The organism is Acidobacteriota bacterium (genome assembly GCA_012729555.1).
In the GTDB taxonomy this organism is placed as follows: Bacteria; Acidobacteriota; UBA6911; order UBA6911; family UBA6911; genus UBA6911.
This window is the reverse complement of sequence record JAAYCX010000079.1, coordinates 1-26487: the sequence shown is the minus strand read 5'-3', so window position 1 is coordinate 26487 and position 26487 is coordinate 1. Positions and strand designations below refer to the sequence as shown.

At 66.9% G+C, this 26487-nt stretch carries 24 protein-coding genes, 1 tRNA gene and 1 pseudogene; 4 read left to right on the top strand and 22 right to left on the bottom strand.

All coding sequences use genetic code 11. The annotated features are described in order from the left end of the window. The coding region (locus tag GXY47_13720; protein NLV32199.1) for a hypothetical protein at positions 1–162 on the bottom strand (162 nt) is incomplete at its 3' end. 207 nt (positions 163–369) lie between these two features. Here GXY47_13720 and GXY47_13715 point away from each other — a divergent pair. Further along, positions 370–945, top strand: a complete 576-nt coding sequence (locus GXY47_13715; GenBank protein ID NLV32198.1) for a 3'-5' exonuclease — start codon at positions 370–372, stop codon at positions 943–945. Between the two features lie 284 nt (positions 946–1229). Here the strand turns inward: GXY47_13715 and GXY47_13710 are convergent, their stop codons facing one another. After that, entirely contained in the window at positions 1230–3806 is a 2577-nt protein-coding gene (locus tag GXY47_13710) for a DUF3536 domain-containing protein (protein NLV32197.1), read from the bottom strand. A gap of 400 nt (positions 3807–4206) precedes the next feature. On the opposite strand from GXY47_13710, the gene GXY47_13705 reads away from it, so the two are divergent. Then, positions 4207–4959 carry a HesA/MoeB/ThiF family protein gene (locus GXY47_13705; GenBank protein NLV32196.1) on the top strand — a complete coding sequence of 251 codons (753 nt, stop codon included), beginning with the start codon at positions 4207–4209 and terminating at the stop codon, positions 4957–4959. A gap of 161 nt (positions 4960–5120) precedes the next feature. Here the strand turns inward: GXY47_13705 and GXY47_13700 are convergent, their stop codons facing one another. Then, entirely contained in the window at positions 5121–6293 is a 1173-nt protein-coding gene (locus GXY47_13700) for a pyridoxal phosphate-dependent aminotransferase (GenBank protein NLV32195.1), read from the bottom strand. Positions 6294–6533: 240 nt separating this feature from the next. Here GXY47_13700 and GXY47_13695 point away from each other — a divergent pair, with 240 nt between their 5' ends. After that, positions 6534–7766 (top strand): hypothetical protein, encoded by a 1233-nt coding sequence (locus tag GXY47_13695; GenBank protein NLV32194.1) that lies wholly within the window; start codon positions 6534–6536, stop codon positions 7764–7766. 335 nt (positions 7767–8101) lie between these two features. Here GXY47_13695 and GXY47_13690 read toward each other — a convergent pair whose 3' ends face one another. The 14 genes from GXY47_13690 to GXY47_13625 form a co-directional block, all read right to left on the bottom strand. Then, positions 8102–10354, bottom strand: a complete 2253-nt coding sequence (locus GXY47_13690; GenBank protein NLV32193.1) for a hypothetical protein — start codon at positions 10352–10354, stop codon at positions 8102–8104. Further along, positions 10351–11115 carry an exodeoxyribonuclease III gene (gene xth, locus GXY47_13685; GenBank protein ID NLV32192.1) on the bottom strand — a complete coding sequence of 255 codons (765 nt, stop codon included), beginning with the start codon at positions 11113–11115 and terminating at the stop codon, positions 10351–10353. Before xth ends, GXY47_13690 begins: the two co-directional genes overlap by 4 nt. Before the next feature lie 214 nt (positions 11116–11329). Continuing rightward, on the bottom strand, positions 11330–11797 hold the full coding sequence (locus tag GXY47_13680; protein NLV32191.1) for a hypothetical protein: 468 nt from the start codon (positions 11795–11797) through the stop codon (positions 11330–11332). A gap of 67 nt (positions 11798–11864) precedes the next feature. Further along, complete coding sequence (locus GXY47_13675; GenBank protein ID NLV32190.1) at positions 11865–12806, bottom strand: EamA family transporter; 942 nt, start codon at positions 12804–12806, stop codon at positions 11865–11867. Positions 12807–13004: 198 nt separating this feature from the next. Then, positions 13005–14345: a replicative DNA helicase gene (gene dnaB / locus GXY47_13670; protein ID NLV32189.1), complete on the bottom strand. Its 1341-nt coding sequence runs from the start codon at positions 14343–14345 to the stop codon at positions 13005–13007. A 69-nt stretch (positions 14346–14414) separates the two neighbouring features. Then, the gene (locus GXY47_13665) at positions 14415–14879 is read right to left on the bottom strand and encodes a 50S ribosomal protein L9 (GenBank protein ID NLV32188.1); all 465 of its coding nucleotides are present in this window, start codon (positions 14877–14879) and stop codon (positions 14415–14417) included. 27 nt (positions 14880–14906) lie between these two features. Further along, on the bottom strand, positions 14907–15140 hold the full coding sequence (locus GXY47_13660) for a 30S ribosomal protein S18 (protein NLV32187.1): 234 nt from the start codon (positions 15138–15140) through the stop codon (positions 14907–14909). Positions 15141–15191: 51 nt separating this feature from the next. Further along, positions 15192–15626 carry a 30S ribosomal protein S6 gene (rpsF, locus tag GXY47_13655; GenBank protein ID NLV32186.1) on the bottom strand — a complete coding sequence of 145 codons (435 nt, stop codon included), beginning with the start codon at positions 15624–15626 and terminating at the stop codon, positions 15192–15194. A gap of 18 nt (positions 15627–15644) precedes the next feature. After that, a complete protein-coding gene (locus GXY47_13650; GenBank protein ID NLV32185.1) occupies positions 15645–16238 on the bottom strand; it encodes an aminoacyl-tRNA hydrolase in 594 nt (197 codons plus the stop codon). Positions 16239–16256: 18 nt separating this feature from the next. Further along, a complete protein-coding gene (locus GXY47_13645) occupies positions 16257–16928 on the bottom strand; it encodes a 50S ribosomal protein L25 (protein NLV32184.1) in 672 nt (223 codons plus the stop codon). Between the two features lie 16 nt (positions 16929–16944). Then, on the bottom strand, positions 16945–17889 hold the full coding sequence (locus tag GXY47_13640; GenBank protein ID NLV32183.1) for a ribose-phosphate pyrophosphokinase: 945 nt from the start codon (positions 17887–17889) through the stop codon (positions 16945–16947). A 45-nt stretch (positions 17890–17934) separates the two neighbouring features. Further along, positions 17935–18009, bottom strand: a tRNA-Gln gene (locus tag GXY47_13635). A gap of 55 nt (positions 18010–18064) precedes the next feature. Continuing rightward, entirely contained in the window at positions 18065–18952 is an 888-nt protein-coding gene (gene ispE, locus GXY47_13630; protein NLV32182.1) for a 4-(cytidine 5'-diphospho)-2-C-methyl-D-erythritol kinase, read from the bottom strand. Continuing rightward, the gene (locus GXY47_13625; GenBank protein NLV32181.1) at positions 18949–21006 is read right to left on the bottom strand and encodes a tetratricopeptide repeat protein; all 2058 of its coding nucleotides are present in this window, start codon (positions 21004–21006) and stop codon (positions 18949–18951) included. The genes ispE and GXY47_13625 overlap by 4 nt, the downstream gene beginning before the upstream one ends. A 39-nt stretch (positions 21007–21045) precedes the next feature. On the opposite strand from GXY47_13625, the gene GXY47_13620 reads away from it, so the two are divergent. Beyond that, a complete protein-coding gene (locus GXY47_13620; protein NLV32180.1) occupies positions 21046–21519 on the top strand; it encodes a helix-hairpin-helix domain-containing protein in 474 nt (157 codons plus the stop codon). Positions 21520–21562: 43 nt separating this feature from the next. Here GXY47_13620 and truB read toward each other — a convergent pair whose 3' ends face one another. From truB to GXY47_13595, 5 genes and pseudogenes are all read right to left on the bottom strand, one after another. After that, positions 21563–22501: a tRNA pseudouridine(55) synthase TruB gene (gene truB, locus GXY47_13615; GenBank protein ID NLV32179.1), complete on the bottom strand. Its 939-nt coding sequence runs from the start codon at positions 22499–22501 to the stop codon at positions 21563–21565. Next, entirely contained in the window at positions 22494–22850 is a 357-nt protein-coding gene (rbfA, locus tag GXY47_13610; GenBank protein NLV32178.1) for a 30S ribosome-binding factor RbfA, read from the bottom strand. The genes truB and rbfA overlap by 8 nt, the downstream gene beginning before the upstream one ends. 7 nt (positions 22851–22857) lie before the next feature. After that, positions 22858–23145 (bottom strand): DUF503 domain-containing protein, encoded by a 288-nt coding sequence (locus GXY47_13605; GenBank protein ID NLV32177.1) that lies wholly within the window; start codon positions 23143–23145, stop codon positions 22858–22860. A 45-nt stretch (positions 23146–23190) separates the two neighbouring features. Beyond that, positions 23191–25989, bottom strand: coding sequence for a translation initiation factor IF-2 (gene infB, locus GXY47_13600; GenBank protein ID NLV32176.1), 2799 nt, complete (start codon positions 25987–25989; stop codon positions 23191–23193). Between the two features lie 179 nt (positions 25990–26168). After that, positions 26169–26345 (bottom strand): annotated as a pseudogene (locus GXY47_13595) (30S ribosomal protein S16). Positions 26346–26487: the final 142 nt, after the last annotated feature.

Here is a 26487-nt window from a genome sequence, read left to right as displayed (position 1 = left end):
GAGGAATCGGAGGCGGTCTTCGAGCCACTGGCGGCGATGGGAGAAGTCGCGGCGGGAGCGGGAATCGAAGCCGCAGAGGAAAGCACGGCGGACGCAGCGGGTGGTGCAATGGTAGACGGCGACCTGGTCGTCCTTGACATAGTGTCCTCGGGGCAGAGCCATGGGTCCCTCTCCTTCATCCTGTCTAATGAACAAGGAGGGAAATGAGCCAAAATATTTTTGAGAAAAATGCCGAAGGGCGGTGGGGCCTCGGATTACGGGCCTCCGGGAGCGTTGGATTCACCGATTTTGATCTGATATACAGGGGGTAGCGATTATAATGGCAGCCACCGGGCGAACAATCCCGCAGGATTTTCTGGAGAAGCCGTCATGTACATGATCATTGATTGCGAGACAACCGGACTTCCCCGCAGCTGGAAGGCGCCCGTTACCGATCTCGAAAACTGGCCCCGCGTGATTCAGCTGGCCTGGGCGCTTTACGATGGCACGGATGCCCTTCTCGAATCGGTCGTTCGTCTCGTGCGGCCCGATGGCTTCACCATTCCCCACGAGGCCCAAAGGGTTCATCACATCAGTACCGAGCGCGCGCTCCTGGAGGGGAGGGGCCTGCGGGAGGTGGCCGCAGACTTCAGCTCTGCCGCAGCCAGGGCGGAGGTCATCGTGGCCCATAATATCAAATTTGACGAGAAAGTGATTTCGGCCGAATACCTCCGCCTGAATCAGGAGTTGCCATTTCGAAGCAAGAAACGTATTTGCACCATGGAGCGATCGACCGAATACTGCCGCATTCCAGGCCCTTACGGATACAAATGGCCCACGCTGTCACAATTGTATCGGGCGCTCTTCCAGAGCGATTACCAGGAGGCGCACGATGCCGGCGCAGATGTTGCCGCGTGTGCCCGATGTTTTTTTGAATTGAAAAGATTGGGCGTACTGGTTCCTTGATCTTTGCTTGGAAGATCAGAGGGGATGGGTGTCCCGATTTCCGGCGGCAACGATATATGGGACACCCACGCGTTTAAATCAGGGGGGGGCAAGGCCAGAGTGGTGGGTGTCCGGGAATCCTCATGGGTCCTTTGCCTGGCTGACGGGCAATGGGTGTCCAGGTTTGCCTGGTGGTTTTTCTGCCGATGAAAACCGCCGGCATCCTTGGCAGCATCACCGGCATCGGAGAACTTCTCGGGTAGAGAGCGTCCTGGCCGGAAGCCAGATAGGCTGGATGGCCCCCTTCAGGGATCGGGCGGATTTATCGAAAGAGCCTCCCCCAGTTCCACGAAAGCGGCCAGCCAGGCAGCGGCCGCTTCGTCCCCCCTATCCGACGCGGCTTTCATTCCGGGGTACGAGCTTTCTCTCATTTCAAAAAAGATATTCTGTGTCCCGTAGAGATTGACCTGCAGGTCGACCGCCGCTGCCAGGCCGACGGTGGACAGGGTCCGCTTCAGAGCTTCGACGTCCCCTTCTTTTTCCATGGCCGCCCGCGCCGCCCGCTCGATTGCCGAGCGCAGCCGGCGCTCGAGACTGGATCGGTCCAGTTCGATATTCCAGGACTCGACATCCTGCATGAGGCGGATGATCGTCTCCGCCGCTTCCGGCCGCGGTTCATCGACGTCGAGCGCCCGTTCGAGCCGGGCCCGGAGTGCTGCGGCAGTGAGGAGGTGCAGCGTCTCCGGAGGCTCCATGCCCGGGCCGGACATCAGGCGGTACAGTGGCGCCGCTTCCTCCCAGGCATCGCCCAGGAGGCTGCCCAGCCCCGAGGATTCCAGCAGCGCGTCCGCCATCCGGCGCCGCTCGTCCGGGATCAGCGATTCGAGCGAGAAGACCCCAGGGCCGAAACGCGCGAGCACGAGTTCGAGCGCCCGGGAGAGATCTTCCCCTTCGAACGCATGGACGATCTCCTCGAGCCCGTCCGGTGCGGGCTCCCCCTCTGGCAGGAGCCGGATCCCTCCCCTGACGTCCGGATCCCCGGTCAGGACGGCGGCGTACTCCGCCTCGGCCGCTTCGAGGGTGCTTTTTGAAGTGACGCGGCAGCGCCCGGCCGCCAATCGGCTGCCCCCGACAAAGGCCGTGTGGGAGTCCCGGGACTCTATGGTATAGGCGTAGAGGTCCCGTTCCTCGTCTTCCCCGATCAGCGACCGGACGGCGTAAAGGGCCGCGGCCCGGGCGTGATCCATCATTGCCGGTCGGACGAATTTTCGGTACAGGTCGCTGCCGCTCCCCATCTCGGGCCGGTTGCTTTTTGCCTTTTCGAGGATCGCGAGAAAGAGCGCCTCAATTTCCCCCGCCCCGGAGAGTTCTTCCCCAAGCTCCACCGCCCGGCCGGCATATTGCAGGATCTGAAGGGTTTCGATCCCCGCCAGGTCGTCGAAAAACCAGCCGCAGCTGGTGTACATGAGCAGGGCATGCCGCTGCATTTCAAGAAGCTTCAGCGCCCGCACCCTCTCCTCGGGGCCGAGTGCGTGCGCTTGATGCTTCCCGAAGAAGCGCTCGAGCGTTTCTGGCGAGCGATGCAGAACAACATCAATATAGTCGTCTCGGGCGGCCCAGGGGTCACGGAGCAGGCCGGGGGCCTGGGCGGCAAAGAGGGCGGCCAACCTGTCGCGCAGCCAGTCGAGGGCTTCCCGCAGGGGCGTGCGCCAAAGCTGCTGCCAGCCGGGGTGGGCGCCGGTATGGCACCCGCAGTGTTCCTTCCAGCGTCCGATTCCGTGCGCGCAACTCCAGGAACTACCTTCCTGGATGTCGACGCGGTACGTCGGGGGGTGTTTTTCCAGGAATTCCCCGTAGTTGGTCAGGCGCGCCTTCCGGTCTGTCTCTATACTGTTCAGGGCGTAGGCCAGGGCCATCTCCCCGAATCGGTGATGGTGTCCGAAGGTTTCCCCGTCAACGGCCAGGTGTACCAGCCGGGGTCTTTTGTCCGGTCGGGCAAAACCGTCCATAAGTCTGTTGACAAATGCGTTGCCGTCATTGAGAAGGTGCTGAAAGCCCACGGCGAGGGAGATCGGGCCGTTGTAGAAAAACAGGGCCAGGGTACGGCCGCTCGGGAGGAGGATTTCATAAGCGCGGCAGGGGTCCACCGGGTGGTTGTCTTCGCGATGGGTGTCCACATCCCGGGTATCGGGGCGGTGGGTGTCCACATTTCGGATGTCCCGGCGGTGGGTGTCCACGTTTCGGGTGTCCTTGAGCGCGTGGGTGTCCACATCCCGGGGGTCCTGCATCAAATGGATGTCCACATTATGCCAGGAGCGCTCGTCACGGCGGCGCACCCTCCGGGCCTGATGGGGCGCCAGGATGGCGAATTTCAGCCCCAGTTCGGCCATGATGTCGAGCGTTTCCAGGTCGACGGCCGTTTCCGGGAGCCACATTCCCTCCGGTTGCCGGCCGAAGCGGCGGGTGAAGTCCCGGATCCCCCAAAATATCTGGGTCCGTTTGTCGCGTCGGTTGCACAGGGGGAGGATGGCGTGGTTGTAGGCTTGGGCCAGAGCCGAGCCATGGCCCGAGAACCGTTCGGCGCTCTCGCGGTCGGCGGCGAGGATCCGGCGGTAGGTCCACGGGTCGTTGGTTTCGAGCCACCCGAGGAGGGTGGGGCCGAAGTTAAAGCTGATGCGGCTGTAATTGTTCAGCACCCGGTCGATGCGCCCCTGGGCGTCCAGAATCCGGGCGATGCCGTTGGGCAGGTAACATTCGGCCGTGATCCGCTCGTTCCAGTCGTGCCAGGGAGCGGCCGATTCCTGCCGCTCGATCGCCTCGAGCCATGGATTTTCCCTTGGCGGCTGGTAGAAATGTGCGTGAATACAGATATAATTTTCCATGGGGTATGTAACACAGTAACAAACAGCCGGAGCCTTGTCTATCAACCCCGTCCCGTCCGGACCGGGCCGGACCGAAAACGGGAACCAGGGGGCCAATCACGGGGCAGAAACCGTGGTCGGACCACAAGCCCCGGGAATCAGGAATTGAGGTCGGACCAGGGACCGGGATTGGCGACAGAAGCCCCGTGACGGATTGGGGGAGGGCGGGGAGATGCCGGAAATGGGGGGAATCATCCGGCATCCAGAACGACGCCCGCCTGAGGGCGAGAGGGTGTCACCTCGCCGGAGATTATCCGCCGCCGGCATCCGGGTGAAGAGGGGGCAGAGATCGGGGGGGACCGGGAGCCCAGACGGCGTTCCGGCAAGAAAAGTCCTGAAAAGCGGCATACAGGAGGATCGGATGAAATTCACACCGGAGGAATTGCAGCGCTACAACCGGCAGCTCATCATCCCCGACATCGGCGAGGAGGGGCAGCGGAAGCTGGCGCGCGCGAAGGTCTTCGTGGCCGGGGTCGGCGGGCTCGGCTCCATCTCCTCTTACTACCTGGCGGCCGCCGGGATCGGGCATCTGAAGATCGTGGACATGGACACGGTCGATTACAGCAACCTGAACCGGCAGATCATCCACTGGACCGAAGATATCGGGGTGCCCAAGACTGAATCGGGGGCGCGCAAGTTGATGAACCTGAATCCCCACTGCCGGGTCGAAACGGTGCAGCAGAAGATCACGCGCGAAAACTGCGCGGCCATGGTGGGAGAATGTGAGCTGATCGTGGACGCCATGGACAACATGGAGGGGCGGCGCGCCCTCAACGCCGCCAGTGTGCAGCTGGGGATTCCCTACATCTACGGCGGGGTGTACCAGCTCGACGGGTTGATCTCCACCTTCATTCCCGGCCAAACCCCCTGCCTGGAGTGCGTCTTCCCCGATGACGGTTCCACGACTCGCCCCAAACCTCCCGGGATCCTCGGGCCAGCGCCCGGGGTGATCGCCTGCCTTCAGGCGATCGAGGCGATCAAGTGGATCGTGGGGATCCAGGGGCTGCTGACCGGCCGCCTCCTCTCCTTCTGCGGCTTCGACATGACCTTCCGGGAGTTCCGCATCAGCCGCAACCCCGATTGCGCCGTCTGCATGCAGCGCCGCTCCGGCTGAACCCTCAGCCTCGGCAAGGGCGACCGGTCGGGTGACTTCCGGTCCCTCTCGGCGCGCTTCCTACGGTCGGTTCCAGCCCCGGGTGGAGGTCTTTCCTTCGATGACCCGAAGAGCTGCCCGGTAAGGGGGGCTATCAGGCAGGTCGGCGCGACCGCCGAACCCTAGGCGCGCAGCTTTTCCAGGGCACGGGCGAAGGCGGGGAGCGATCGGACAACGGTGTCCCGGGGGACCGTCAACGACAGGCGCATGTAGCCCTTGCGCCCGAACCCGCTTCCGGGGACCGCCAGCACCCCCTCCTCCTGGAGCAGGTGCACGAACTCGAAATCGTCCGGGATCGGCGTCTTCAGGAAGACGTAGAAGGCTCCCTGGGGCCGGCGCACCTCGTAGCCCGCGCGCTCGAGCCCGTCGCACATCAGGTCGCGCTTTTCCTGGTAGACGGCCAGGTCGGTCGATTCGTCCGGCGCCTCGGCCACCACCAGCTGCCAGATCGCGGGGGCGTTGATGAAGCCGAGGATGCGGCCGGTAAAGGCGCAGGCCTGGGCCAGCGCCAGGGCGTCCGGCACGCGCGGCGAGACGGCCAGGTAGCCGATCCGTTCTCCCGCGAGTCCCCACTTCTTCGACCAGGAGGTGGTGATCATGCAGTTGGAGACGATCGAAGCCAGTTGCGGGCAGCGGGCGCCGTCGTAGACGATGGAGGTGTACGGTTCGTCGCTCAACACCAGGATGGGCGCGGCCGCCTTCGCCAGCACCGCTTCCAGTTCCCGCAACGTTGCTTCGGGGTAGATGACCCCGCTCGGGTTGTGGGGCGAATTCAGGATGATGGCGCGGGTGCGCGGGCCGATTTTCGCCGCGATCGCCCCGACGTCGAGCGAAAAGTCCTCCCGGGTCTCCACCGGCACCATGACCCCGCCGTAGTTGCCGATGTAGAAAGCGTAGTCGGGGAAGCAGGGCATGGGGACGATCACCTCCTCCCCCGGATTGAGGACGGCCTTGAGTGCCGCGTTCATGGCGCCGGCGCACCCCGCCGTCATCAGGACGTGGCCCGGGGTGAAATCCACCCCCGTCGCTTCCCGCAGCCGCCGCGCCACCGTCTCGCGCGCCTCGGGAAAACCGGGATTCGGCATGTAGCCGTGCGACCCCGGCGCGCTGCGCTCGGCCAGGGCCCGGAAGGCCCGGAGCACCCCCGCCGGCGGGTCCTCGCTGGGGTTCCCGAGCGAGAAATCGAACACGTTTTCCGCCCCCCTCTCGGCCTTCATCCGTATCCCTTCCTCGAACATCCTGCGGATGAAGGAGGATCGCTCGATCTGTTTCCGGACCTCACTGGCGATGATCATGGCATGCTCCTGTCGGCGTCAAAAGAAGCGATTCTATCGTCCCGGGCCGCGCCGGCGCAAGCCCGGGCCGCAGTATTCGCCCGCCAAAATGCAAATCCTGGACATCCACCAACTGAAAAAAGAGTGGATGTCCAGGATTTGCAGCCATCAATGGATGTCCATGTTTGTGTTCCGAATCCGGTTTGAGGGCGGCGGGTTTCCAGGCTGTAAATCGGCGCCGGGGTGGTTTAAAATCGCCCTATGAAACGTGCAGTGTCCCATTTCCGCCAGGCGTCGGCGGCCATCCTACTGATTTTTGCCGCCTGGAGTGTTCCGGCGCCGGCGGCGGAATCGACCCGGTTTGAAAGAGTGAGTGAGCACTGCCACTACATGCGCCTCAACGGTGGGAATGTGGCGGTCGTGGTCGGCGCCGACGGGGTCCTGATGGTGAACCCGCCCGACGGGGACGGCCTCGACAGGGTGCGGGAAGCACTGGGGCGACTGAGCGCCGCCCCGGTGCGCTGGCTCGCCTTCACCGAGCCGCGCTACGTCGACCGGGCCGGGACGCGCTACTACGCAGACTTGGGGGCCCAGCTGGTGGGGAGCCGCAACCTGCACCGGCTCTTCGTGGAATTGAACGGTGAAGAGACCGGGCCCGGGCAGCCGTCTGGCGGCCGCGGCCTGCCGGATATGGGGAGGGAAAGGGGCACGCCGGGGGAAGACAGGCGGGAGTGTTGGACGCTCGAGGCCGGGCCCCGGGATCCGGCGGCCGAACTCCGCGGGCCGGATAGAGAGGATGAAAACAGCGCCCCGGGAGCGGGAGGGGCCGAAGGATGGACGGACCGGGACCGCTCGGAAAGGCGGGGGGGCGAAATCCTCCTGCCTGGAGCCGCCACGGAGTCCCGGGAAAAGAGAACGGGGGATGCAGGCCCCATGTGGCCTGGACACGTGGCGCCATCCGGAGCGCCGCTCGCCTGGTTCCTCTTTGACGAAAGCATGCGGATCTATCCCGGGGGCCTTGAGGTCCAGGTCTTCGCCTTGGGCAAGAGTGCGCGTTCGGGCGGGGATGTCGCCCTGCACCTGCCGGCCGAAAAGGTCCTGCTGGTGGGGGACCTTTATGAATCGGCCCGCTATCCGGAAATCGATATCGAGGCCAGGGGGGACCCATCGGGCTGGTTCGAGGGGATGGCCGAGGTCATCGAGGCGGTCCCCCTTCTCATGCCCTCGATCGCGCGGAACCAGCCGAAGGAGGGGACAACCCTGGCGGAAGGGGTGGCCGTCGTTTCGTCGCGTGACGTCCCGAGTAACCTGCAGAACATGAAAGACCTGCTCGAGGACTGCCGGAAGCTGCGGCGGGAGATCACCCGATCGGTCCAGGTCGGGCGCAGCCTGGAGCGCTTCCTCTCCATGCCCTCGCTCTACCCCTATCGTAGCTACGGGAACCTCGACTCCTTCGCCCGCCGGCTCTATGCCGCCCTTGGCGGAACCCTCTAGCCCCCCCTCACTGAAAAACCGGGTCTTCCTGCCGCTCCGGATGCGGAATCCAGGCCAGATCCTGGACATCCACCAATTTTTGAAAAGATGGATGTCCCGTGATTCCGTAATCAGTGGATGTCCAGGATTTCACTCAGGATGGTGCCAGAGAAAGTGGGTGTCCGGGATTGGGTTTTGCAGCAATCGGTGGGTGTCCAGGAATGAGGCAGCAGGTGGATGGCCAGAATTGCAGCCGGGATGGTGCCTGAGAAGGTGGGTGTCCAGAATTGGGGCAGAAAGAGTGGATGTCCAGGATTGGATGTCCGGGATGGGATTGCGGTCCGGGCGGGCGGGGGCTACTTTGCCCAGCCCTGCCAATCTTCGGGGCCCGCGTAGAGATACGTGCGGAACCGGTCGACGGGGATCATCACGATCTTGCTCCCCGTCTTTCCCTGGCTTTTGGCCTCGTAGCGCACGGCCTGCGCCCTGACGCAGCGCCCCTGCCCGTCCCGCTCCCGCACCAGCCAGCCGTCGGCGTGGAACTCCCGGATCCCGTCGGGGGCGTAGCGGCGCCACCCGGCGAGCCTCCCGCCGGGGGCGTAGAGATAAACGTCGCGCCAGCCGGCGGCCGAGGCGATGCGGGGGTCGACGTAATTGGGGCGCCACTCGGCCTCCACCACGCCGGGGAAGAGGAGGCGCCCGAGGAGGACGGCGTTCAGCCGCCCGATCATGGAGAGCCCGAAGCGGGTGTGGACCGCGGCCTCCTCCTTCCCCTCTTTCCGCAGCCGGGTCAGCCGGAAGCGGCCGGCGCTCTCCTCGGCGAGGCCGTAGCGCACGAGCTCCTCCCGCACCTCCTCGAGCGCCGCCTGCGCTTTCTTCCCCGCGCCGGCTTCGAGGCGGGCGAAGGCCTCCGCGTTGTCGCTCCAGAGGCCGGGGTCTTCCAGAAGCCTTCCGAGCGCCACCGCGGCGGCCGCGGCGGCCCCGGCGGGGAGATCCCGTTCCTTGCGCTCAAGTACCGCCCGCTCGGCCTTCCGGGCGTCGGCGAGCGCCTTGCGAGAGGCTGCCAGCGCCTTCGGGTCGCTCTTCCCCCCCGCCTTGCCGGCGGCCTCGATCTCCGACCTCCGCTCCGCCGCTTCCCGGGCCGCCGCGCTCGCCGCGCGGTATTCGGTCCCGAGCGAGCGGAGGCGGGCGGCGGCCCGGGTGCCGAGGCGTCCTTCGAGAAGGCGCGCGGGGAGGGAGTCCCCCGCCTCCAGGAGGAGGAAAAATTCATCCCAGTCGGCGACCGACGCGCGGGCGGAGCCGGCGCCGTAGCCGATGTCGACCACCCGGCCGTCCCCCAGGTAGGTCCGGGCCTCGTTGTCGGGCATGTAATACGTGATGAACGCGGGGGGGGAGTACCAGTCGCCGTTATGGACGAATACGCCGATGTCCACCCGGTTGGTTTCCAGCGCCGGGTCGGAGGGGAGCGCGAAGCGGTCGTGGAACGGGACCGTGATTTCGGCCCGGGAGCGTTCCTCGTTGAGATAGCGGATCCGGACCGCGGCGGGGTCGCCCCGCAGCACCGCCCAGAAAAAGCGGAGCGGTTTCCCGTTGAGGTCGCGGCTCTCCGCGGCGCTGACGGTGATGCGGCGCTCGCGCGCCGAGCCGCGGAAGACGCGGGCGATCACGGCGGGGGTGTCGCCCAGGACCTCCGTCCGCCCCGGTTCGAAGTGATCGATCCCGCTGCGGGCTCCATCCTCCCGCTCCGCCCGGATCAGGGCGACCGGGGGGAGGCTCGAGAGGGTGATCCGGTGCGCCCCCTCTACCATGGCGCCCGGGTCGAGGTCGGAGCCGCGGAAGACCGTGGGATGGGCGCGGCCGGTCAGGTAGTCCCCGGGGTCCTCGAGCCGCCTGGAGGTGACGCGCAGGAGCATCTGAACCGTCGGCATCAGCATCCCCGCCTCGGCCAGTTTCCTTTTGACCTCGGGGCGGAAGGCGGCCAGGGTCGAGGCGATGGCGCGCAGGAAGGGCTGGTCGGAGCCGGAGGAGCCCTGCGAAATGACGAGGTAGGGGGTGTTGGTGGGGAAGAGGTCCCCGTAGCCGTCGCGCGGGAGACCGTCGGGGCCGGTGCCCCCGGGGCCGTTCCGGCCGGGGTCGTGGTCTCGGTGCTCGGGGTAGACGTACAGGTTGTTGCGCGAGTACTCGGCGAAGAGGAACTCGAGCCCCCGGGGCCGGGCGTAGTAGTGCCGCGGCAGGCTCCCCCCCGCCTCCGGGGCGGCCGAGGTCGAGGAGTTGCCGATGACGACCCCGGGGAGGACCCTCGATTGGAGCGCGTAGTCCGCGTTGCGCTTGCGCTCCGCCTCGGTGTAGGTGACGGCTTCGAGCTGAGGGTAGCGCGCGAGGTCGAGCCGCGAGTGCCCCCGGTCGCGGTTGTCGTAATAATCCCCCCGGTTTCCCGCCGCCGTCCCCTCGGCGTACCAGCGGCGCAGGGCCCGGGCGATCTCGCCCGAGTCCGCATCGGACACGATGGGGGCTTCCCCCTGCGCCTGGCCGGGCGCGGAAGGCTGCGCCCCCCAAAGCAGGCCCAGGGCGGCGGAGGCGGCCAGGATGAGGGAGAAGCGGATTCTCACCGCCCCTCCAGCGCCGCGATTTCGGCGACGACGGGGGCGTGGTCGCTGGTGCCGAATTCGGCCAGCACCGAACAGCTCGAAACGGCGGCGGCCGCGGCGGGGCTTGCCAGGACGTAGTCGAGGCGCCAGCCGATGTTCTTGGCCCGCATCTGGCGCCAGGGCGGCCACCAGGTGAAGAGCGCATCGTTATCGGGGTCGAGTTCACGGCCGGCGTCGGTGAGCGCGCCCGATGCCAGGAGGCGCTCGAAGGCCGCGCGCTCGTCCGGCCGCTGTCCGATGGCGTCCGCTTTGCGCTCCTTCGGGTGGACGTCCCTATCGGTGCGGGTCACGTTCATGTCGCCGCACAGGACGAGCTCGAGCCCGCCGGAGCGGCAGCCGGCGGCGTAGCGCTCCATTTCCGCGAGGAAGCGGAGCTTGGCGTCGTAGTCCTTGCCGCCGTTCGGGACGTAGACCGACCCGACGACCGTGCGGCCGATCCGGACCACGGCGATGCGGGTCTCGAAATCGAAGTCCGGGTGCTCGAAGCGGGCGGGGGCCGGCAGGAGGTCGCGCCGGACCAGGAGGCCCACCCCGGAGTAGGCGCGCTCCCCGTGCCAGCAGCTCCAGTAGCCGTCGAGCTCCCTGAGCGGGGCCGGGACCTGGTCGGGGCGGGCCTTCAGCTCCTGCAGGCAGACGACGTCGGGCCGGTCGCGCGCGATCCATTCGAGCACCTGCGCTTCCCGGGCGCGGATGCCGTTGACGTTCCACGTGGCGATTTTCACGCGCTGCCTCCCTGGGAATTCAAAAACGATCGACGGTCTAATACTGTCACCCCGGCGCCGCCCCCGGCAACCTCAAAGTGCGCGCGCGAGGGGGGCCTCCATTCCGGGGGGCGGCCGGCCGGGGGAGGGGCGGGAGAGCGGCAGGTGGGGGTGAAGCGGCGGGCCGTTACGCCGGACCCGGGGGGGCCTCCTCCCTGCCGGGGGCGCAGGGGAACTAGAGCGCGATGACGGTCAGGACCAGGCCCGCGAGGGAGAGGACGGTCGGCACTTCCGCGAAGAAGAGGAGGCCGAAGAGCATGGCGGCCGAGGGTTCGCCCCCCGCGGCCAGGATCGCGGCCTTGCCCGTTTCCACGTCGCGGAGCGACAGCGCGTAGAGCACGTGGGGGAGCACGGATCCGGGGGGCGGCCGGCCGGGGGAGGGGCGGGAGAGCGGCAGGTGGGGGTGAAGCGGCGGGCCGTTACGCCGGACCGGGGGGGCCTCCTCCCTGCCGGGGGCGCAGGGGAACGAGAGCGCGATGACGGTCAGGACCAGGCCGGCGAGGGAGAGGGGGGAAGGCACTTCCACGAAGAAGAGGAGGCCGAAGAGCATGGCGGCCGAGGGTTCGCCCCCCGCGGCCAGGATCGCGGCCTTGCCCGTTTCCACGTATCGGGGCGACAGCGCGTAGAGCACGTGGGGGAGCACGGATCCGGGGGGCGGCCGGCCGGGGGAGGGGCGGGAGAGCGGCAGACGGGGGCGAAGCGGCGGGCCGTTACGCCGGACCCGGGGGGGCCTCCTCCCTGCCGGGGGCGCAGAGGAACGAAAGCGCGATGACGGTCAGGACCAGGCCCGCGAGGGAGAGGACGGTCGGCACTTCCGCGAAGAAGAGGAGGCCGAAGAGCATGGCGGCCGAGGGTTCGCCCCCCGCGGCCAGGATCGCCGCCTTCCCCGTTTCCGCGTCGCGGAGCGACAGGGTGTAGAGCACGTAGGGGAGCACGGACGCGAAGAGGGAATGGAGCGCCAGAAAAAAGAAGTTGCCGGCGGGCGCCGCCGCTACGAACCCGCCGATCCCCCCCCAGTCGGTAAAGGGGAGCAGGGCCAGCGCCATCGTCAGGGTGGCGTAAAGAGTGATGGTGAGGACGTGGTACCCCCTTTCCATGGCGATTTTGGAAAACACGCTGTAGAGGGCATAGAAAAAGGCCGCCGCGAGCCCCATGAAGATTCCGGCCGCCGTCCACTCCAGGCCGCCCCCCTCCAGGCCGCCGCTCCCCAGGAGGCCGCCGCTCCCCAGGAGGCCGCCGACCAGGGCGCAGCCCAGGAGCGCCAGGGAGGCGCTCGCGATCTTCCTGGCCGTGATCCTTTCCCGGAACAGCACGGCCGCCCAGAGAATGACGAAGACGGGGGCCAAGGCGAGCAGCACCGCCGCGAGCGACAGGGTCAGCCGGTTGATCGCCTCGTTGTAGCAGAAGTTCAGCCCCAGCATCCCGAGCGACCCGGCGGCGATGAACAACCAGGCGTCCCGGGGGCGCACCCTGAGCAGGGACCGGTCGTGCGCGAGCATGCCGACAATCAACAGGAGGGCGGCGCCCAGCATCCTCGTCGAGAGCACCGTGGGGTTGTCCATGCCGGCCGCCGTGAGCGTGCGCACGAATATTCCTACCGAACCCCACGAAACGCCCGCGAGCAGCGGCAGGAGCCATATCATTCGTTTCATCTCGTCCTTCTCCCGTTCTTGGCGCTCCCGGATGTCCGTCACACCCCCGTCACCCCCGGATGTCCGCCGCACGTCCGTTGCCCCCGGATGTCCGCCGCACGTCCGTTGCCCCCGGTGTCCGGGGAGCGCCGGCCGTGCCCGCGCGCGCCCGTGCCCGCACGTTCCGCTCCCGGACCCGGATCAGGGGCGGGGGAGCGGCTATTCCTGGTACAGGTTGTCGAACTTGGTGAACTGGCGGCTGAAGGCGAGCTGGATGCTGCCGGTGGGGCCGTTGCGCTGCTTGCCGATGATGAGCTCGGCCAGCCCCTGGTTTTCCTCGGTGGGATTCGCCAGCTCCTCGCGGTAGATGAACATCACGATGTCGGCGTCCTGCTCGATCGAGCCCGACTCCCTGAGGTCGGAGAGCTGGGGGCGGCGGTCGTCGCCGCGGCGCGATTCCACCGCGCGGCTGAGCTGGCTGACGGCGATCAGGGGGATGTTGAGGTCCTTGGCGATCCCCTTCAGGCCGCGCGAGATCTGGGCGATCTCCTGGGTGCGGTTCTCGTAACGCTGCGTGGAGCCCGTCATCAGCTGGAGGTAGTCGACGATGACGAGGTCGAGGCCGTGCTCCAGGCTGAGGCGGCGCGACTTGGAGCGCAGCTCCGAAATGTTGATACTGGCGGTGTCGTCGATGAAGATCTTCGCCTTCGAGAGGGCGCCGCAGACGTGACCGAGGCGGGCCCAGTCGTCCTTGCTCAGGAAACCGGTGTTGATCCGCTGCTGGTCGATGCGGGCCTCGCTCGACAGGAAGCGCTTGACCAGCTGCTCCTTGCTCATCTCGAGGCTGAAGATCCCCACGGTCTTGTCTTTGCGGAGCGCCAGGTGCTCGGCGATGTTGAGGCAGAGGCTGGTCTTGCCCAGCCCGGGCCGCGCGGCCACGATGATGAGGTCCGAGGGCTGCAGCCCCGCCGTCATCCGGTCGAGGTCCACGAACCCCGTTTCCAGGCCCGTCACCGTCGCCTTGTGGTGGGACAGCTTCTCGATATCCGCGTAGACGTCGCTGACGATCGGGGGGATGGGGGTGAAGCCGGAACGGAACTGCGCGTTGGAGATGTCGTAGATCGCCTTCTCGGCCGACTGCAGGATCTCCTCGGTCGGGTCCTCGTCCCGGTAGCTGCGCGACATGGTCTCGCTCGAGACCTGGATGAGGCGCCGCAGGGTCGACTTTTCCTTGACGATCCGGGCGTAGTGCCCGATGTTCAGGGCCCGCGGCAGGCCGTCGGTGAGGCCGGCGAGGTAGGCGGCCCCCCCGGTGCTTTCCAGTTCGCCCGCGCGCTGCAGCTCCTCCTTGAGCGTGATCAGGTCGATCGGCCTGGAGTTGTCCATCAGCTGGAGCATCTTCTCGAAGACCCGGCGGTGCCCCTCGAGATAGAAGTCCTGCGCCTTGACCGTCTCGAACACGGTGTGCAGCGCCTGCTCGTCGAGAAGCACCGCCCCCAGGATCGAGCGCTCGGCCTCGAGGTTGTGCGGGAGCGTTTTTTCCAGACTGATGTCGGCCATGGCGATCGGCAACCTCAACCCGCGATTTGCGACGGACGGCCCCGTCGACCGCAAATCGTGAATCGTCCGTTACTGGGCGGTTTCCGGCTCCTGCTCCGGCTCCACGACCACGCGGACGGGGACCGTGACTTCGCGGTGCAGGCGGATCGGCACCTGGTATTCCCCGACCGCCTTGATCGGCTCGTCGAGCTGGATCTTGCGCTTGTCGATATCGATCTGGCGGGCGTTGAGGAACTCGGCGATGTCGAGCGCCGTCACCGATCCGTACAGTGCCCCCTCCTCGCCGGTCCTGCGCTGGATCGTCACCGTGACCTTGACGATCTCCCGGGCCACGAGCGAGGCCGCTTCCTTCTCGCGGTGGTCGCGCTTGGCCTGGGCCAGCTTCTCCACCTCCACGGCCTTGATGTTGCCGGGAGTGGCATCGACGGCGAATTTTCTCGGGATGAGATAGTTGCGTGCGTACCCGGCCGCCACCTTGACGATATCGCCGATCCGGCCCAGGTTTTCAACATCCTGCTTTAAAATGACGTTCATGTTTCATGCCCTCTGGGGAAAGGAAGCCTAGTCCGAAAGGAACGGGAGGATGGCCATGTGCCTGGCGCGCTTGATGGCTTCCGTGAGCAAACGCTGGTGAGTCGAGCAGACGCCGCTGATTCTCCTGGGGAGGATCTTCCCGCGCTCGGGGATGAAATGGTTCAGGAGTTTGGCGTCCTTGAAATCGATATAGGAGATCTTTTCGGCGCAGAACTTGCACACCCGCTTGCGCCGAACGCTGAACCTTCTTTGAGCTGCCATAATGTATCGCCTTTCTGTTGGGATCCCGGTCGGGGTCCCGGAACGGGTCCCTTAAGCCTCTTGCCCTGCGGCCTCCCCGGAGGGCGCCGCCGCCTGCGGGGTCTCGGCCGGCTGCGGGGTTTCCGCCGCCTGCGCCTCCGGCTCCGTCTTCTCGGACTTCCGCCGCCGGGCCGCCTTGATCTTCTCGGAACGCTTGAGCGCCAGGTCGGTGCGGACGGAGATGTAGCGGATGATGGAATCGGTCACCCGGAAGCGGCGCTCCAGCTCCGCGATGGCGGGGCCGTCCCCCTCGATGGTGAGGACGACGTAGTAGCCCTCCCTGAATTTGTCGATCTTGTACGCCAGGGACTTCTTGCCCCAGTTGTCCACCTTGACCACTTTGCCGTTTTTGCCCTCAACCACCGTCTGGACGTGGCTGATAAAGCCGTCCAGCTCCTCGCTGGTCAAAGTGGGAGCGGCGACAAAGACCACTTCATAGTTTCTCACGGTCTTCTCCTTGCTTCTTCATGCGTTATACAGCGCCATAGTTCTGGCAACGCCTTCGCTCACTATCGATCTGACGGCGTTGCCCGCCTTGCCGATCATCTCTTCCAGCTCCGCCGCCTGTCCCGCAGAAAAGTCCGACAGGACGAACCCGGCCGTGTCCTCAGGCATCCGCTCCTCGGCGATCCCGAGCCGCACCCGCACGATGTCGTCGGTGCCGGCCAGCTCCAGGACCGATTCGAGCCCGTGGTGCCCGCCCGCGCTCCCGCGCGCCCGCACCCGCAACCGGCCGAGCGGCAGGCTGAGGTCGTCCAGCACCACGATGAGGTCCCCGGGGCCGAGCCCCAGTGCCTCGAGCAGCATCCGGGCCGCCCGGCCGCTCCGGTTCATGTAGGTCAGCGGCTCGGCCAGCAGCACGGGCCGCCCCCCGATCTCCGTGCGGCAGGTGCGGGCGACGCCGCGCTCCGACCACCGGGCGCCCGATTCGCGGGCCAGCAGGTCCAGCACCATGAACCCGACGTTGTGCCGGTTGCGGGCGTAGGATGCGCCCGGGTTCCCCAGCCCGAGAACGATCCGTTCCGGGGTCCCGGCTCGCGTGTCACGGGTCTCCGCCATCGCGCGCGCGGCCCGGGGCTACTTGGAATCGGGCTTCTTGCCCTTCGGTTCCTCGGCGGCCCCTTCCTCGCCCTTCCCCTTCTTGGCCACTTCCGGCTCGGCCGCCGGTTCCGCTTCCGCCGCGGCCTCTTCCTTGACCGGAGGTGTGACGGTCACGATCACGACGTCGGGTTCGCTCAGGATGGCGACCTTGTCACCCAGGTCGAGGTCCCGGACCCGGACGTAGTCGTTGATCTTCAGCGGGCCGACGTCGATCTTGATCGATTCGGGGATGTCGGTCGGCAGGCATTCGATCTCGACGGCGCGGGTCACGAAGTCCAGGGTCCCGCCCTCGAGCTTGACCCCCTGCGCCTCGCCGTGCAGTTCCACGTTGACCGACAGGACGAGCCGGCGGTCCATGGCGATCTCCATCAGGTCGACGTGCAGGAGGTTCCCCTTGATCGGATGGCGCTGGTAGTCCTTGACCATCGCCGGATTCCCGGCGGAGCCGTCCACGCTGACGTTGAAAATCGTGTTGCGCCCGGCTTCCGAATGGAGGATGTCCAGGACTGCTACGGGGTCGACCGAGACGGCCACGGACGCCTTCCCGCGGCCGTAGATGACGGCCGGGATCCGTCCCGACCGCCGTATCCGACGGTTGGCGTTCTTCCCTTCCGGGGTCCGCGCCTGCGCTTCAATGACTGTTGGCATGAATCCAACTCCTTTGCTAGACGAAAAGATTGCTTACACTGGTTTCCTCATGAATGCTCTGGATGGCGGTGCCCAGCAGGGGCGCGACGCTCAGGACCTTCATGTTCGGGAGGACCTTCTCCGGGGCGATGGGCACCGTGTCGGTGAGGAGGATCTCCTCGAGCGGCGCGCTGCCGAGCCGGTCGATCGCCGGTCCGCTCAGGATCCCGTGGGTCGCGCTGGCGTAAATGCGCTCCGCCTTCTTCTTCTTCAGCGCCAGGACGGTGTTGACCAGGGTCCCGGCGGTGTCGATCATGTCGTCGCAGATGATGATGTTGCGCCCGCTCACGTGCCCGATCACGTGCAGCACCTCGGCCTCGTTCGGCCCCGTCCGCCTCTTGTCCACCACGGCCAGGTCGGCGTCGAGGCGCTTGGCGAAGGCCCGCGCCCGCTCCACCCCCCCCGCGTCGGGGGAGACGACCGTGAGGTCGGGGATGTCCATGTTCCGGAAATACTCGACCAGGACCGGGGCCGCGTACAGGTGGTCGACCGGGATGTCGAAGAAACCCTGGATCTGGCCGGCGTGCAGGTCCATCGAGAGGATGCGGTTTGTCCCGGCGGCCGTCAGCAGGTCGGCGACGAGCTTGGAGGAGATCGGGACGCGGGGCTTGTCCTTGCGGTCCTGGCGCGCGTACCCGTAATAGGGCATGACGGCCGTGATCCGGGCGGCCGAGGAGCGCTTGAACGCGTCGATCATGATCAGCAGCTCCATCAGGTTGTTGTTCACCGGGCAGCAGGTGGGCTGGATGATGAACACGTCCTTGCCGCGGACGTTCTCGAGGATCTGGCAGTAGAGCTCCCCGTCGCTGAACCGGGCGAGGTTGATGGCCCCCAGGGGAATCCCGAGGTGGCGGCAGATCTCCTCGGCCAGGGGGGGATTGGAATTACCCGAAAATATTCTCAAATCTCCGTTTGCCCGCATAGTTCCACTGCCTTCCATTCATTTCCTCCGGGAAGCTCCGCGGGGTGGCTGGGGCGGGAGGATTCGAACCTCCGAATGCAGGTGCCAAAGGCCTGTGTCTTACCGCTTGACGACGCCCCAGCAATATCCGCGGCGAAAGGCACACCAACGGCCTTTCGCTCCTGAGCCCCGGCGTCTACCCGAACATGCTTTGGAAATACTCAGCTCGAGAAAGGGTCCTCGCCGGAAACACCCGCCAGGGTCTCCTTACGGTTTCCCGCGTAGCGGCGAGTGTTGATTCCTCACTTGGGAAGAATCCGAAGACGGATGATCCGCTGCCCGAGAGCAGCACCGCCGCCGCTCCCCGGGCCTCCAGAAACTCTTTGGCTTCCCGGATGGGGGGATAGGCGGACAGGATCGAAGTCTCAAAATCATTAAAGATCTCAGCCGGGAGGGGTTCTCCCTCTTTCACCCGACTGCAGAAACGATGAATTCTATGGTCGCGGCGTGCGGAAGTCAACCCCAAATTCAGGGAGCGATAGGCGTCGCCGGTGGGGACGTGGACCCCGGGGTGGACGACCACCAGGTGCGCGCACGCGGGGGAGGGGAGGGGGGTGAGGATTTCGCCGCGGCCGGTCCCCAGGGCGGTCCCGCCGCGGAGGAAGAAGGGGACGTCGGAACCCAGGGCGCCGGCGATCTCCTCGAGCGCGGCGTCGGGGGCGTCCACCCCCCAGAAGCGGCGCAGGCCCAGGAGCACGGCGGCCGCGTTGCCGCTCCCCCCTCCCAGCCCGGCCCCGGTCGGGATCGACTTGCGGAGCGTCAGGGCGACCCCGCGCCCGGGGGCGAAGCGGGCCGCGAAGGCCGCGGCCGCCTTCCAGGCGAGGTTCTCCTCCTCCGCCACCCCGGGGAGGTTTTCGGCCCGGAGCCCGATCCGGTCGCTTTCCCGGAACTCGAGGCGGTCGGCGAGGTCGATCGTCTGGAAAACGGTCTCGATGTCGTGGTAGCCGTCCGCCCGCCGCCCCAGGACGGCCAGGGCGGGGTTGATCTTGGCGAAGGAACGGATCTCGAGCGGCGCGGGCGTCACCGTCCGGACTTCCCCCGGCTCCGGGTCCGTTCGAGCTTCTCGAGCTTCCGGCGCACCTTTTCGACCTCCTCGGGATCGGTCCCGATCCGGACGGAGCTCCGGTAGAAGTCGCGCGCCTTGTCCAGGTCGCCGGTCCTGTGGTAGAGGTCCCCCAGGTGCTCGTCGATGGTGGGGTCGTTCTGCACCATCCGCTTCGCCTCCAGGAGGTATTTCTCGGCCTGCTCGAGGTCGTCGAGCTTGAAGAACGCCCAGCCGAGCGAATCGAGGTAGGCGCCGTTGTTGGGCTCGATGGCCAGGGCCTTCCGGACGTACCCGACCGCCTCCTCGAGCCGGACGCCCCGGTCGGCCAGCATGTAGCCCAGGTAGTTCAGGACCATCGCGTTCTCGGGGTTCCGGTCGAGGAGCTCCTTGAAGAGGGATTCCGCGCGATCGTAATCCTTGCCCCGCTCGTACACCGCCGCCCGCTGGAACTTGAGCCGTTCGTCGGCCTCCGGGTTCCGGCTTTCGGCCCGCACCAGGACCCGCTCGGCCTCGTCGAAGCGCCGGGACTGGAGGTGGAGCTGGCTCAGGTTGACGACGATGTCGAGGTTTTCGGGGTGGGACTCGAGCATCCGGTTGAGGGCCTCCACCGCTTCGGCCGATTTCCCCGCCTCCCCGAGGGTGAGCGCGTGGAGGATCCCGGCCTGCACGTTGTCCGGGTCCTCGTCGAGGAGCCGCCGCCCGAGCTGGAGCGCCTCGTCGAAGCGCCGGGCCGTGCGGTAGGCGTTCAGGAGCTGGATCCGTGCCCTCGGGTCCTCCCCGGCCATTTTACGGTAGAGCTCGATCGCCTTGTCGTGCTCCCCGAGCTCGATGTAGAGGGCGGCCAGGTTCTGCCGGAAGAGGGTGCGGTTGGCCGATTCCTGTTCGTTCCCCTCCGAAGCGCGGACCAGGTCGGAAAAATGCCGCACGGCTTCCTCGTAGCTGCCGGTCTCGGCCAGGGCGCGACCGAGGTAGAAGCGCGCTTCCGTATCCCCGGGGACCGCGTCGAGGAGGGCCCTGAAGGTCGGGATGGCGTCGGCACGGGCGCCCGATTCCAGCCGGGCGCGCCCGAGGAGGAGGCGGGATTCGCGGTCGAGCGGCGTCTTCTCCCCGAGGTCCTCGAGGAGGCGGATCGTCTCCGCGTAATCCCCGTCGTTGAAGAGGGATTCGGCCAGGCTGCGGGTCACCTCCGGGTTGTGGCCGGTGAGCTCCAGCAGCGCCTGGAAGGCTTCGGCCGCCTTCCGGTTTTCGCCGATCCGGGAGTAGAGGCTCCCGAGCTGCATGAGGGCCTCGGGGGATTCCGGCTCGGCCTCGAGGGCCCGGTTCAGGTACTCGAGTGCCTTTTCGGGCTCCCCGGTCTCTTCGTAATGCTTGGCGATGGCGCGGTAGCCGAGGCCGCCGATCCCGGGGAGGCGCTGGTACTGTTCGTAGGCCGCGATAGCCTTTTCCGGCTCGTTGAGCTGGAAGTAGAGAGACCCCAGCAGGTAGTGGACCCGCTCGTCCCCGGGCGTCAGCAGTTTCAGCGCTTCCAGCTCCGCCGCCGCCTTGAGGAGCCACTCCCGGCCGGCGGGCGACCGCTCCGATGGCCTCAGGTAGATATTGGCCAGCAGCCAGCGGGGCTCGGGGTTTTCGGGGTCGAGGCGCACCGCCTTTTCGGCGTAGGCGATCGCCTCCCCGAGGTTGCCCGTTTTCCCCAGGAGCAGGGCGGTTTCCAGGTGAACGGCGCTGCTTTGCGGGTTGTGCCCGAGCGCCTGTTTCATGGCGTCCAGCGCCCGGCGCGGGTCCCCGTTGTTGTCGTACCACTGCGCCAGGACATAGTGGTAGTAGCTCAGCGCCAGGTCCGCGGGGGCCCCGTCCGCGGGGGCCCCGTCCGCGGGGGCCCCGTCCGCCCCCGCCTGGGCGAGGGCTTCCTCGGCCAGGGCGGTGTCCAGGTTGATCGGCTGCGCGGCCCGGGCCTCCGGCCCGGCCCAGGCGCCCGCGGCCAGGAGACACCCCAGGGCGCAGGGGCGTAAAAGTTGAAAGAGCCCGGAATTCATAGACAGAGGTTCCCCTTCCGATAGAATCTACCCCTCATTATGGCACAGGCGCCGGGAGCTTTCCAGCGCGGCCCCCGGCGGGCTGATTCCGCGCGGGCGCCCGGGCGCCGGCCGATTTTTTTGGCTCAAAAGCCGCGGCGTTCATTAGATACGCAGAGGAAGCATCGGATCTCTCAAAAACTGCAAGGAGGAGGTTGTATGAAGTCTCACCGGACTGGCATCGCCTGCATATTGGCGCTCTCGCTCGGCATGGTCTTCGGCTCGGTTTCGGTCCTGGCCCAGAAGGCCCCCGCGTCCACGGGCCAGACGGCCGCAGCGGCCGCAAAGATCAACATCAATTCGGCGACGGCCGAACAGCTCGCGTCCCTTCCCGGCATCGGGCCCTCGATGGCCAGAAGCATCATCGAGCACCGGAGCAAGGTCGGCCGCTTCCAGCGCATCGAGGAGCTGATGAACGTCAAGGGGGTCGGGGAAAAGAAATTCCTGAAGATCAAGGACAGGCTGACGGTTTAGGCGCATCGATCGGCGCCCGGCCGTCACCGGCCGGGCGCCACTGTCATCGTCCGGCGAGCACCACCGTGGGGTGCACCCGGATCCAGCGGGCTGGCTGGTTGACGGCCGGATCGAAGGACTGGACCCGCCGCCCCAGGGCGATGAGATCCCCGGACGTGTCGACGAGGCGCAGCGTCTCCGCCTCCCAGTCGGGGGTGAGCAGGTTCAGGTCGGTCCCGTGGAGGAGCTTCTGCCGGTCGCCGTCGGAGAGCACGATGGCGGGGATCTCCCCGAGCAGGCGGCCGAGGGGGATGACGCGGCCGAGGAAGAAATCGCGCGGGTTGTATTCGAACCCCTCGCCCGTTTTCGTCCCCAGCTCGACGGAGTCCTCGATGGAGAACTCGCCGCTTTTGGTGCGGCGCAGGCGGACGAGATGCGCGCCGCAGCCGTACTCCGCCCCGATATCGTGCGCCAGGCTCCGGGCATAGGTGCCCGCGGAACAGGAGAGCTCGAACTCCGCCTCGCACCCGTCGACGGCGACCAGTTCGAGCGAGCGGATGGTGACTTCCTTGGCCGGGGGGGCGACCTCGACCCCGGCGCGCGCATAGGCGTACAGGGGTTTCCCCTGGAATTTCTTGGCGGAGAAGGGGGGGGGGGCCTGCCGCAGCGGCCCGCGGTAGCGGCCGAGGATCTCCTCGAGCCGATCCCGGTCCAGTTCGGGGCGGGTGTCCTCGCCCAGCGGGCGGCCGTCCACGTCGTAGGTGTCGGTGGCAAAGCCGAAGCGCATGACGCCCCGGTAGACCTTGTCGGACGCCTGAAAATAGTTGGTGAGGCGGGTGGCCCGCCCCAGCGTCAGCGGCAGCACTCCGGTGGCGAAGGGGTCCAGCGTCCCCGTGTGCCCCACCTTCCGGACCCGGGTCAGGTTGCGGATCTTGGCCACCACGTCGTGCGACGTCCATCCGGCGGGTTTGTCGATGATGAGGACGCCGTCCGCGCTATTCATTGTCTTTTCCATGGATCTCTTCCAGCAGCCGGTCGATGCGCTCCCCGTACTCCTGCGATCCGTCGATCGCGAAGGCGACCTCGGGCACGAACCGGGTGCGGATCCTCTGGCCGAGCTCGTGCCGGACCCAGCCGGTGGCACGGTTGAGTGTTTTGAGGGATTCGGCCTTTTCCTCCTCGGACCCCATCAGGGAGACGAAGACGCGCGCGTGCTTGAGGTCCGGCGTCAGCGTGACCCCGGTGACCGTCACGAACCCTATCCGCCGGTCCTTCATGTTGCGCGACAGCATCAGGCTGATTTCGTGCTGGATCTGAAGCCCCAGCCGCTGGGGCCGTCGTGATGGCTGCATAGGTGCCTCAAGGTTCCAGGTACGATACCCGGCAGTCGGTGAGCAGGTCCCCGAGGATATCCTCCGCGTCCCGCACAAACTGCCCGGTGACGCGTTCGAGAACCGCGTAATCCGCCGCGACCGTCACGGCGTCGAGCCGCGCCCGCTGCCACAGCTCCTGGTGCGCGACCTCCGCGATCGAAAAGCGCGACCGGGCCCGGAGCCGGTCCTGGGCCTGGCGGAGGACCCTGCGCTTGTCCTTCAGCGAGCGGGCGTAGGGCAGGTGGATTTCGAGCGTGCAGTAGGCAATGGGCATGGGTCCCGTCGCAGCGGGCACCCGGCGCCGGGCGCCCGCGGTCCGTTACAGAGAAGTCGGCTGGACCTTCTCGATGACGTACGCTTCTATGATATCGCCCACCTTGACGTCGGAGAAGTGCTCGAACCCGATGCCGCACTCGAACCCCGACTTGACCTCCGGGACGTCGTCCTTGAAGCGCCGCAGCGAGGAGATCTTCCCCTCGTGGACCACCGCGTTGTCCCGGAGCAACCGCGCGTCCGAATTGCGGCGGATGGTCCCGTCGACGACGTAGGAACCGGCGATGACGCCGAACCTGGGGACCCGGAAGGTGTCCCGGACCTCGGCGCGGCCGACATATTTCTCCAGGGACGTCTTCTCCAGGATGCCGATCATCGCGGCCTTGATGTCGTTGGTCATGTTGTAGATCACGGTGTAGAGCCGGATCTCCACCCCCTCGGTGTCGGCCAGTTCCTGCGCCTTGCGCTCGGGGCGGACGTTGAACCCGATGACGATGGCGTTGGAGGCGGAGGCCAGCAGCACGTCGGTTTCGGTCACGGCGCCCGCGCCGCTGTGGAGGATCTTCACCTTGGCCTTTTCCGTCCCCAGCTTGTTGAGCATTTCGCAGGCCACTTCCACCGAGCCCTGCACGTCCGCCTTGAGGATGAGGGGGAGTTCCTTGACCGTCCCCTCGCGCATCTGCTCGTAAAGCGCCTGCAGCGACAGCCGGGCCGACTTCTGCAGCGACTGCTCCCGGTCCTTCGCCTTGCGGTATTCCACGACCTGGCGCGCCTTGGCGGAGTCCTCGAACACCTGGATGAGGTCGCCCGCCATCGGGACCTCCTGCAGCCCCTGGATCTCGACCGGGATGGAAGGACCGGCGGCGTCGAGGTGGCGGCCGCGGTCGTTGACCAGGGCGCGCACGCGCCCGTGGACGGCTCCCGCGACGACGTTGTCCCCCAGCCGGAGGGTGCCGCTCTGGACCAGGACCGTGGCGACGCACCCGCGCCCCTTGTCCACCTTGGCCTCGAGCACCACCCCGGAAGCCAGCCGCTTGGGGTTGGCCTTGAGGTCCCTCATGTCCGCGACCAGGAGGATCATCTCCAGGAGCAGGTCGATGTTGGTCTTCTGTTTGGCCGAAACCGGGACCGTGACGACGTCCCCGCCCCAGTCCTCGGCCAGCAGCCCCTGGTCGGCCAGCGCCTGCTTCACCCGGTCGATCTGGGCCCCCGGCTTGTCGATCTTGTTGATGGCCACGATGAGGGGGACGCCGGCCGCCCTGGAGTGGTGGATCGCCTCGATGGTCTGGGGCATCACGCCGTCGTCGGCGGCGACGACGAGCACGACGATGTCCGTCGCCTGGGCCCCGCGCGAGCGCATCATGGTGAAGGCCTCGTGCCCCGGGGTGTCGAGGAACACGATGCTGCGTTCCTTGATCTCCACCTGGTAGGCGCCGATGTGCTGGGTGATCCCGCCCGCCTCCGATGCCTGCACGTTGGTTTCGCGGATGACGTCGAGCAGCGAGGTCTTGCCGTGGTCCACGTGCCCCATGATGGTGACGACGGGGGGGCGCGTGACGTAGTCTTCCGGGCTGTCGGGGATCTCCTGACGGGCGACCGCTTCCTGCTCGAAGCTGATGAGGTCGGCGCGGAATCCGAATTCGGCGCACACTTCCCTCGCGGCCTCGACATCCAGGGCCTGGTTGATGGAGGCCAGGATCCCCTTGGAAATGAGCTTTTGGATGATGTACTTGGACTTGATGTCCATCTTCTCCGCCAGCTCCTTGATGGTGACTCCTTCGGTGATGGTCATCGGCTTGTAATCTTCCGGGTTGGCGGGCGGGCGCGGCAAATCCACGACCTTGGCGGTCCTTTCGGGGGCCGCCGGCCTCTCCGGCCGCCTCCTCCGGATCAGCCTCGTGGGAGCGCCCGGCCTCGAGGGTGCGGGCCTCTGGTCGCGCAGCCCCTTGAGGATGCGTCCGGGGGCTTCGGGGGTGACCGTTTTTTCGGCGCTTGTCCGCATGAGAATCTTGGTTTTGGTCTTCGGTACGACTATCTTCTTGAGGCCGCCCGCCGCGTGGCCCTCGGCGGGTTCCGCCGCCCTGGCCACCGGGGGCGGCGCCTTGGGTGCGGGCTTCGGCGCGGGTTTCGGGGTGATGAACCAGGGCTCGAGCGGGGCCTCCTCCTCGGCCGGTTTCGCTCCCGCCGCAGGCTCCGGCGCGGGCGCCGCCGCGGTCCCGGTTTCGGCCGGGATTGTTTCCGCCGCCGCTTCCGCCGCTTCCGCGGGGGCCCCGGTCTCGGCCGGCGGCGCTTCCGCCGCGACCTCCTCCCCGGCCGGCGCCGCTTCCGTGGGGGCCCCGGCTTCGGCCGGTTCGGGCACCGCCGCGGGCGCCTCGGCTTCCGGCTTGACTTCGGTCACTTCCACCAGTTCGGCCGCTTCGCGGTCGTAGTGTTTGCGCCCCTTGCGGGGGGCGAGCGAGACCTTGGGCGCCTCCTCCTCCGGTTTCACCTCGGCGGCGGGGGCCGGCTTGGGGCTCTTGCGCGCCTTCCGCGGCGCGGCCGCCGGCTTTTTCTGGGCCGGGGCGGCCGCCTTCGGGGTCGTCTTCTTTACGGTCTTCTTTTTTTCCGCCGTGGAGGAGGACTTTTTGGCGGCCTCGGCCTCCTTCTTCTTTTCCGCTTCGAGGGCCTTGGCGGCCTCGGCCTCGCGCTGGGAGAAGATCTTCTTCCTGATGGTCTCCGCGAAGCTGGCGTCGATCGTCGCGGTCGGTGAAAAAACGTACAGTCCCAGCCGCTTGAGTTCAGCCAGGACGACCTGATTCTTTACCGAACATTCTGTCGCCAGTTCCGCGACGGTAATTTTATCCATTTGCGCAAAGACCTCAGCCACGTTCGCCTTACGGCGTAACTGTTTTCAAACCAATCTGAAATGCTGTCGGCAGGACGCCCCCTTGCCGCAGGGGGCGGCTACTCCGTCCTGTCTTTTTCGTCCCCGTTTTCCAGCCCCGAGGCCTTTTCCTCTCCAGGGGCCGCCTCCGCGGCTGTCGCCGCTTCGGCGGCCAAGGCCTCTTCCTCGGCCACGGCTTCTTTCTCGGCCGGGGCTTCTTCCTCGGCCACGGCTTCTTCCTCGGCTGCCTCCGCGGCTGTCGCCGCTTCGGCGGTCAAGGCTTCTTCCTCGGCCGGGGCTTCTTCCTCGGCCACCGCTTCTTCTTCGGCGGGGGCTTCTTCCTCGGCCACGGTCTCTTCTCGGGCCGCGGCTATGGCGGTCGGCAGGTCCACCCCCTCGGGGACCTCGATCTCCACCTCTTCAAAAAGGTCGCGCGCCACTTCCATGATCCTGGCGGCCGTCTTCTCCCCGATCCCCGGG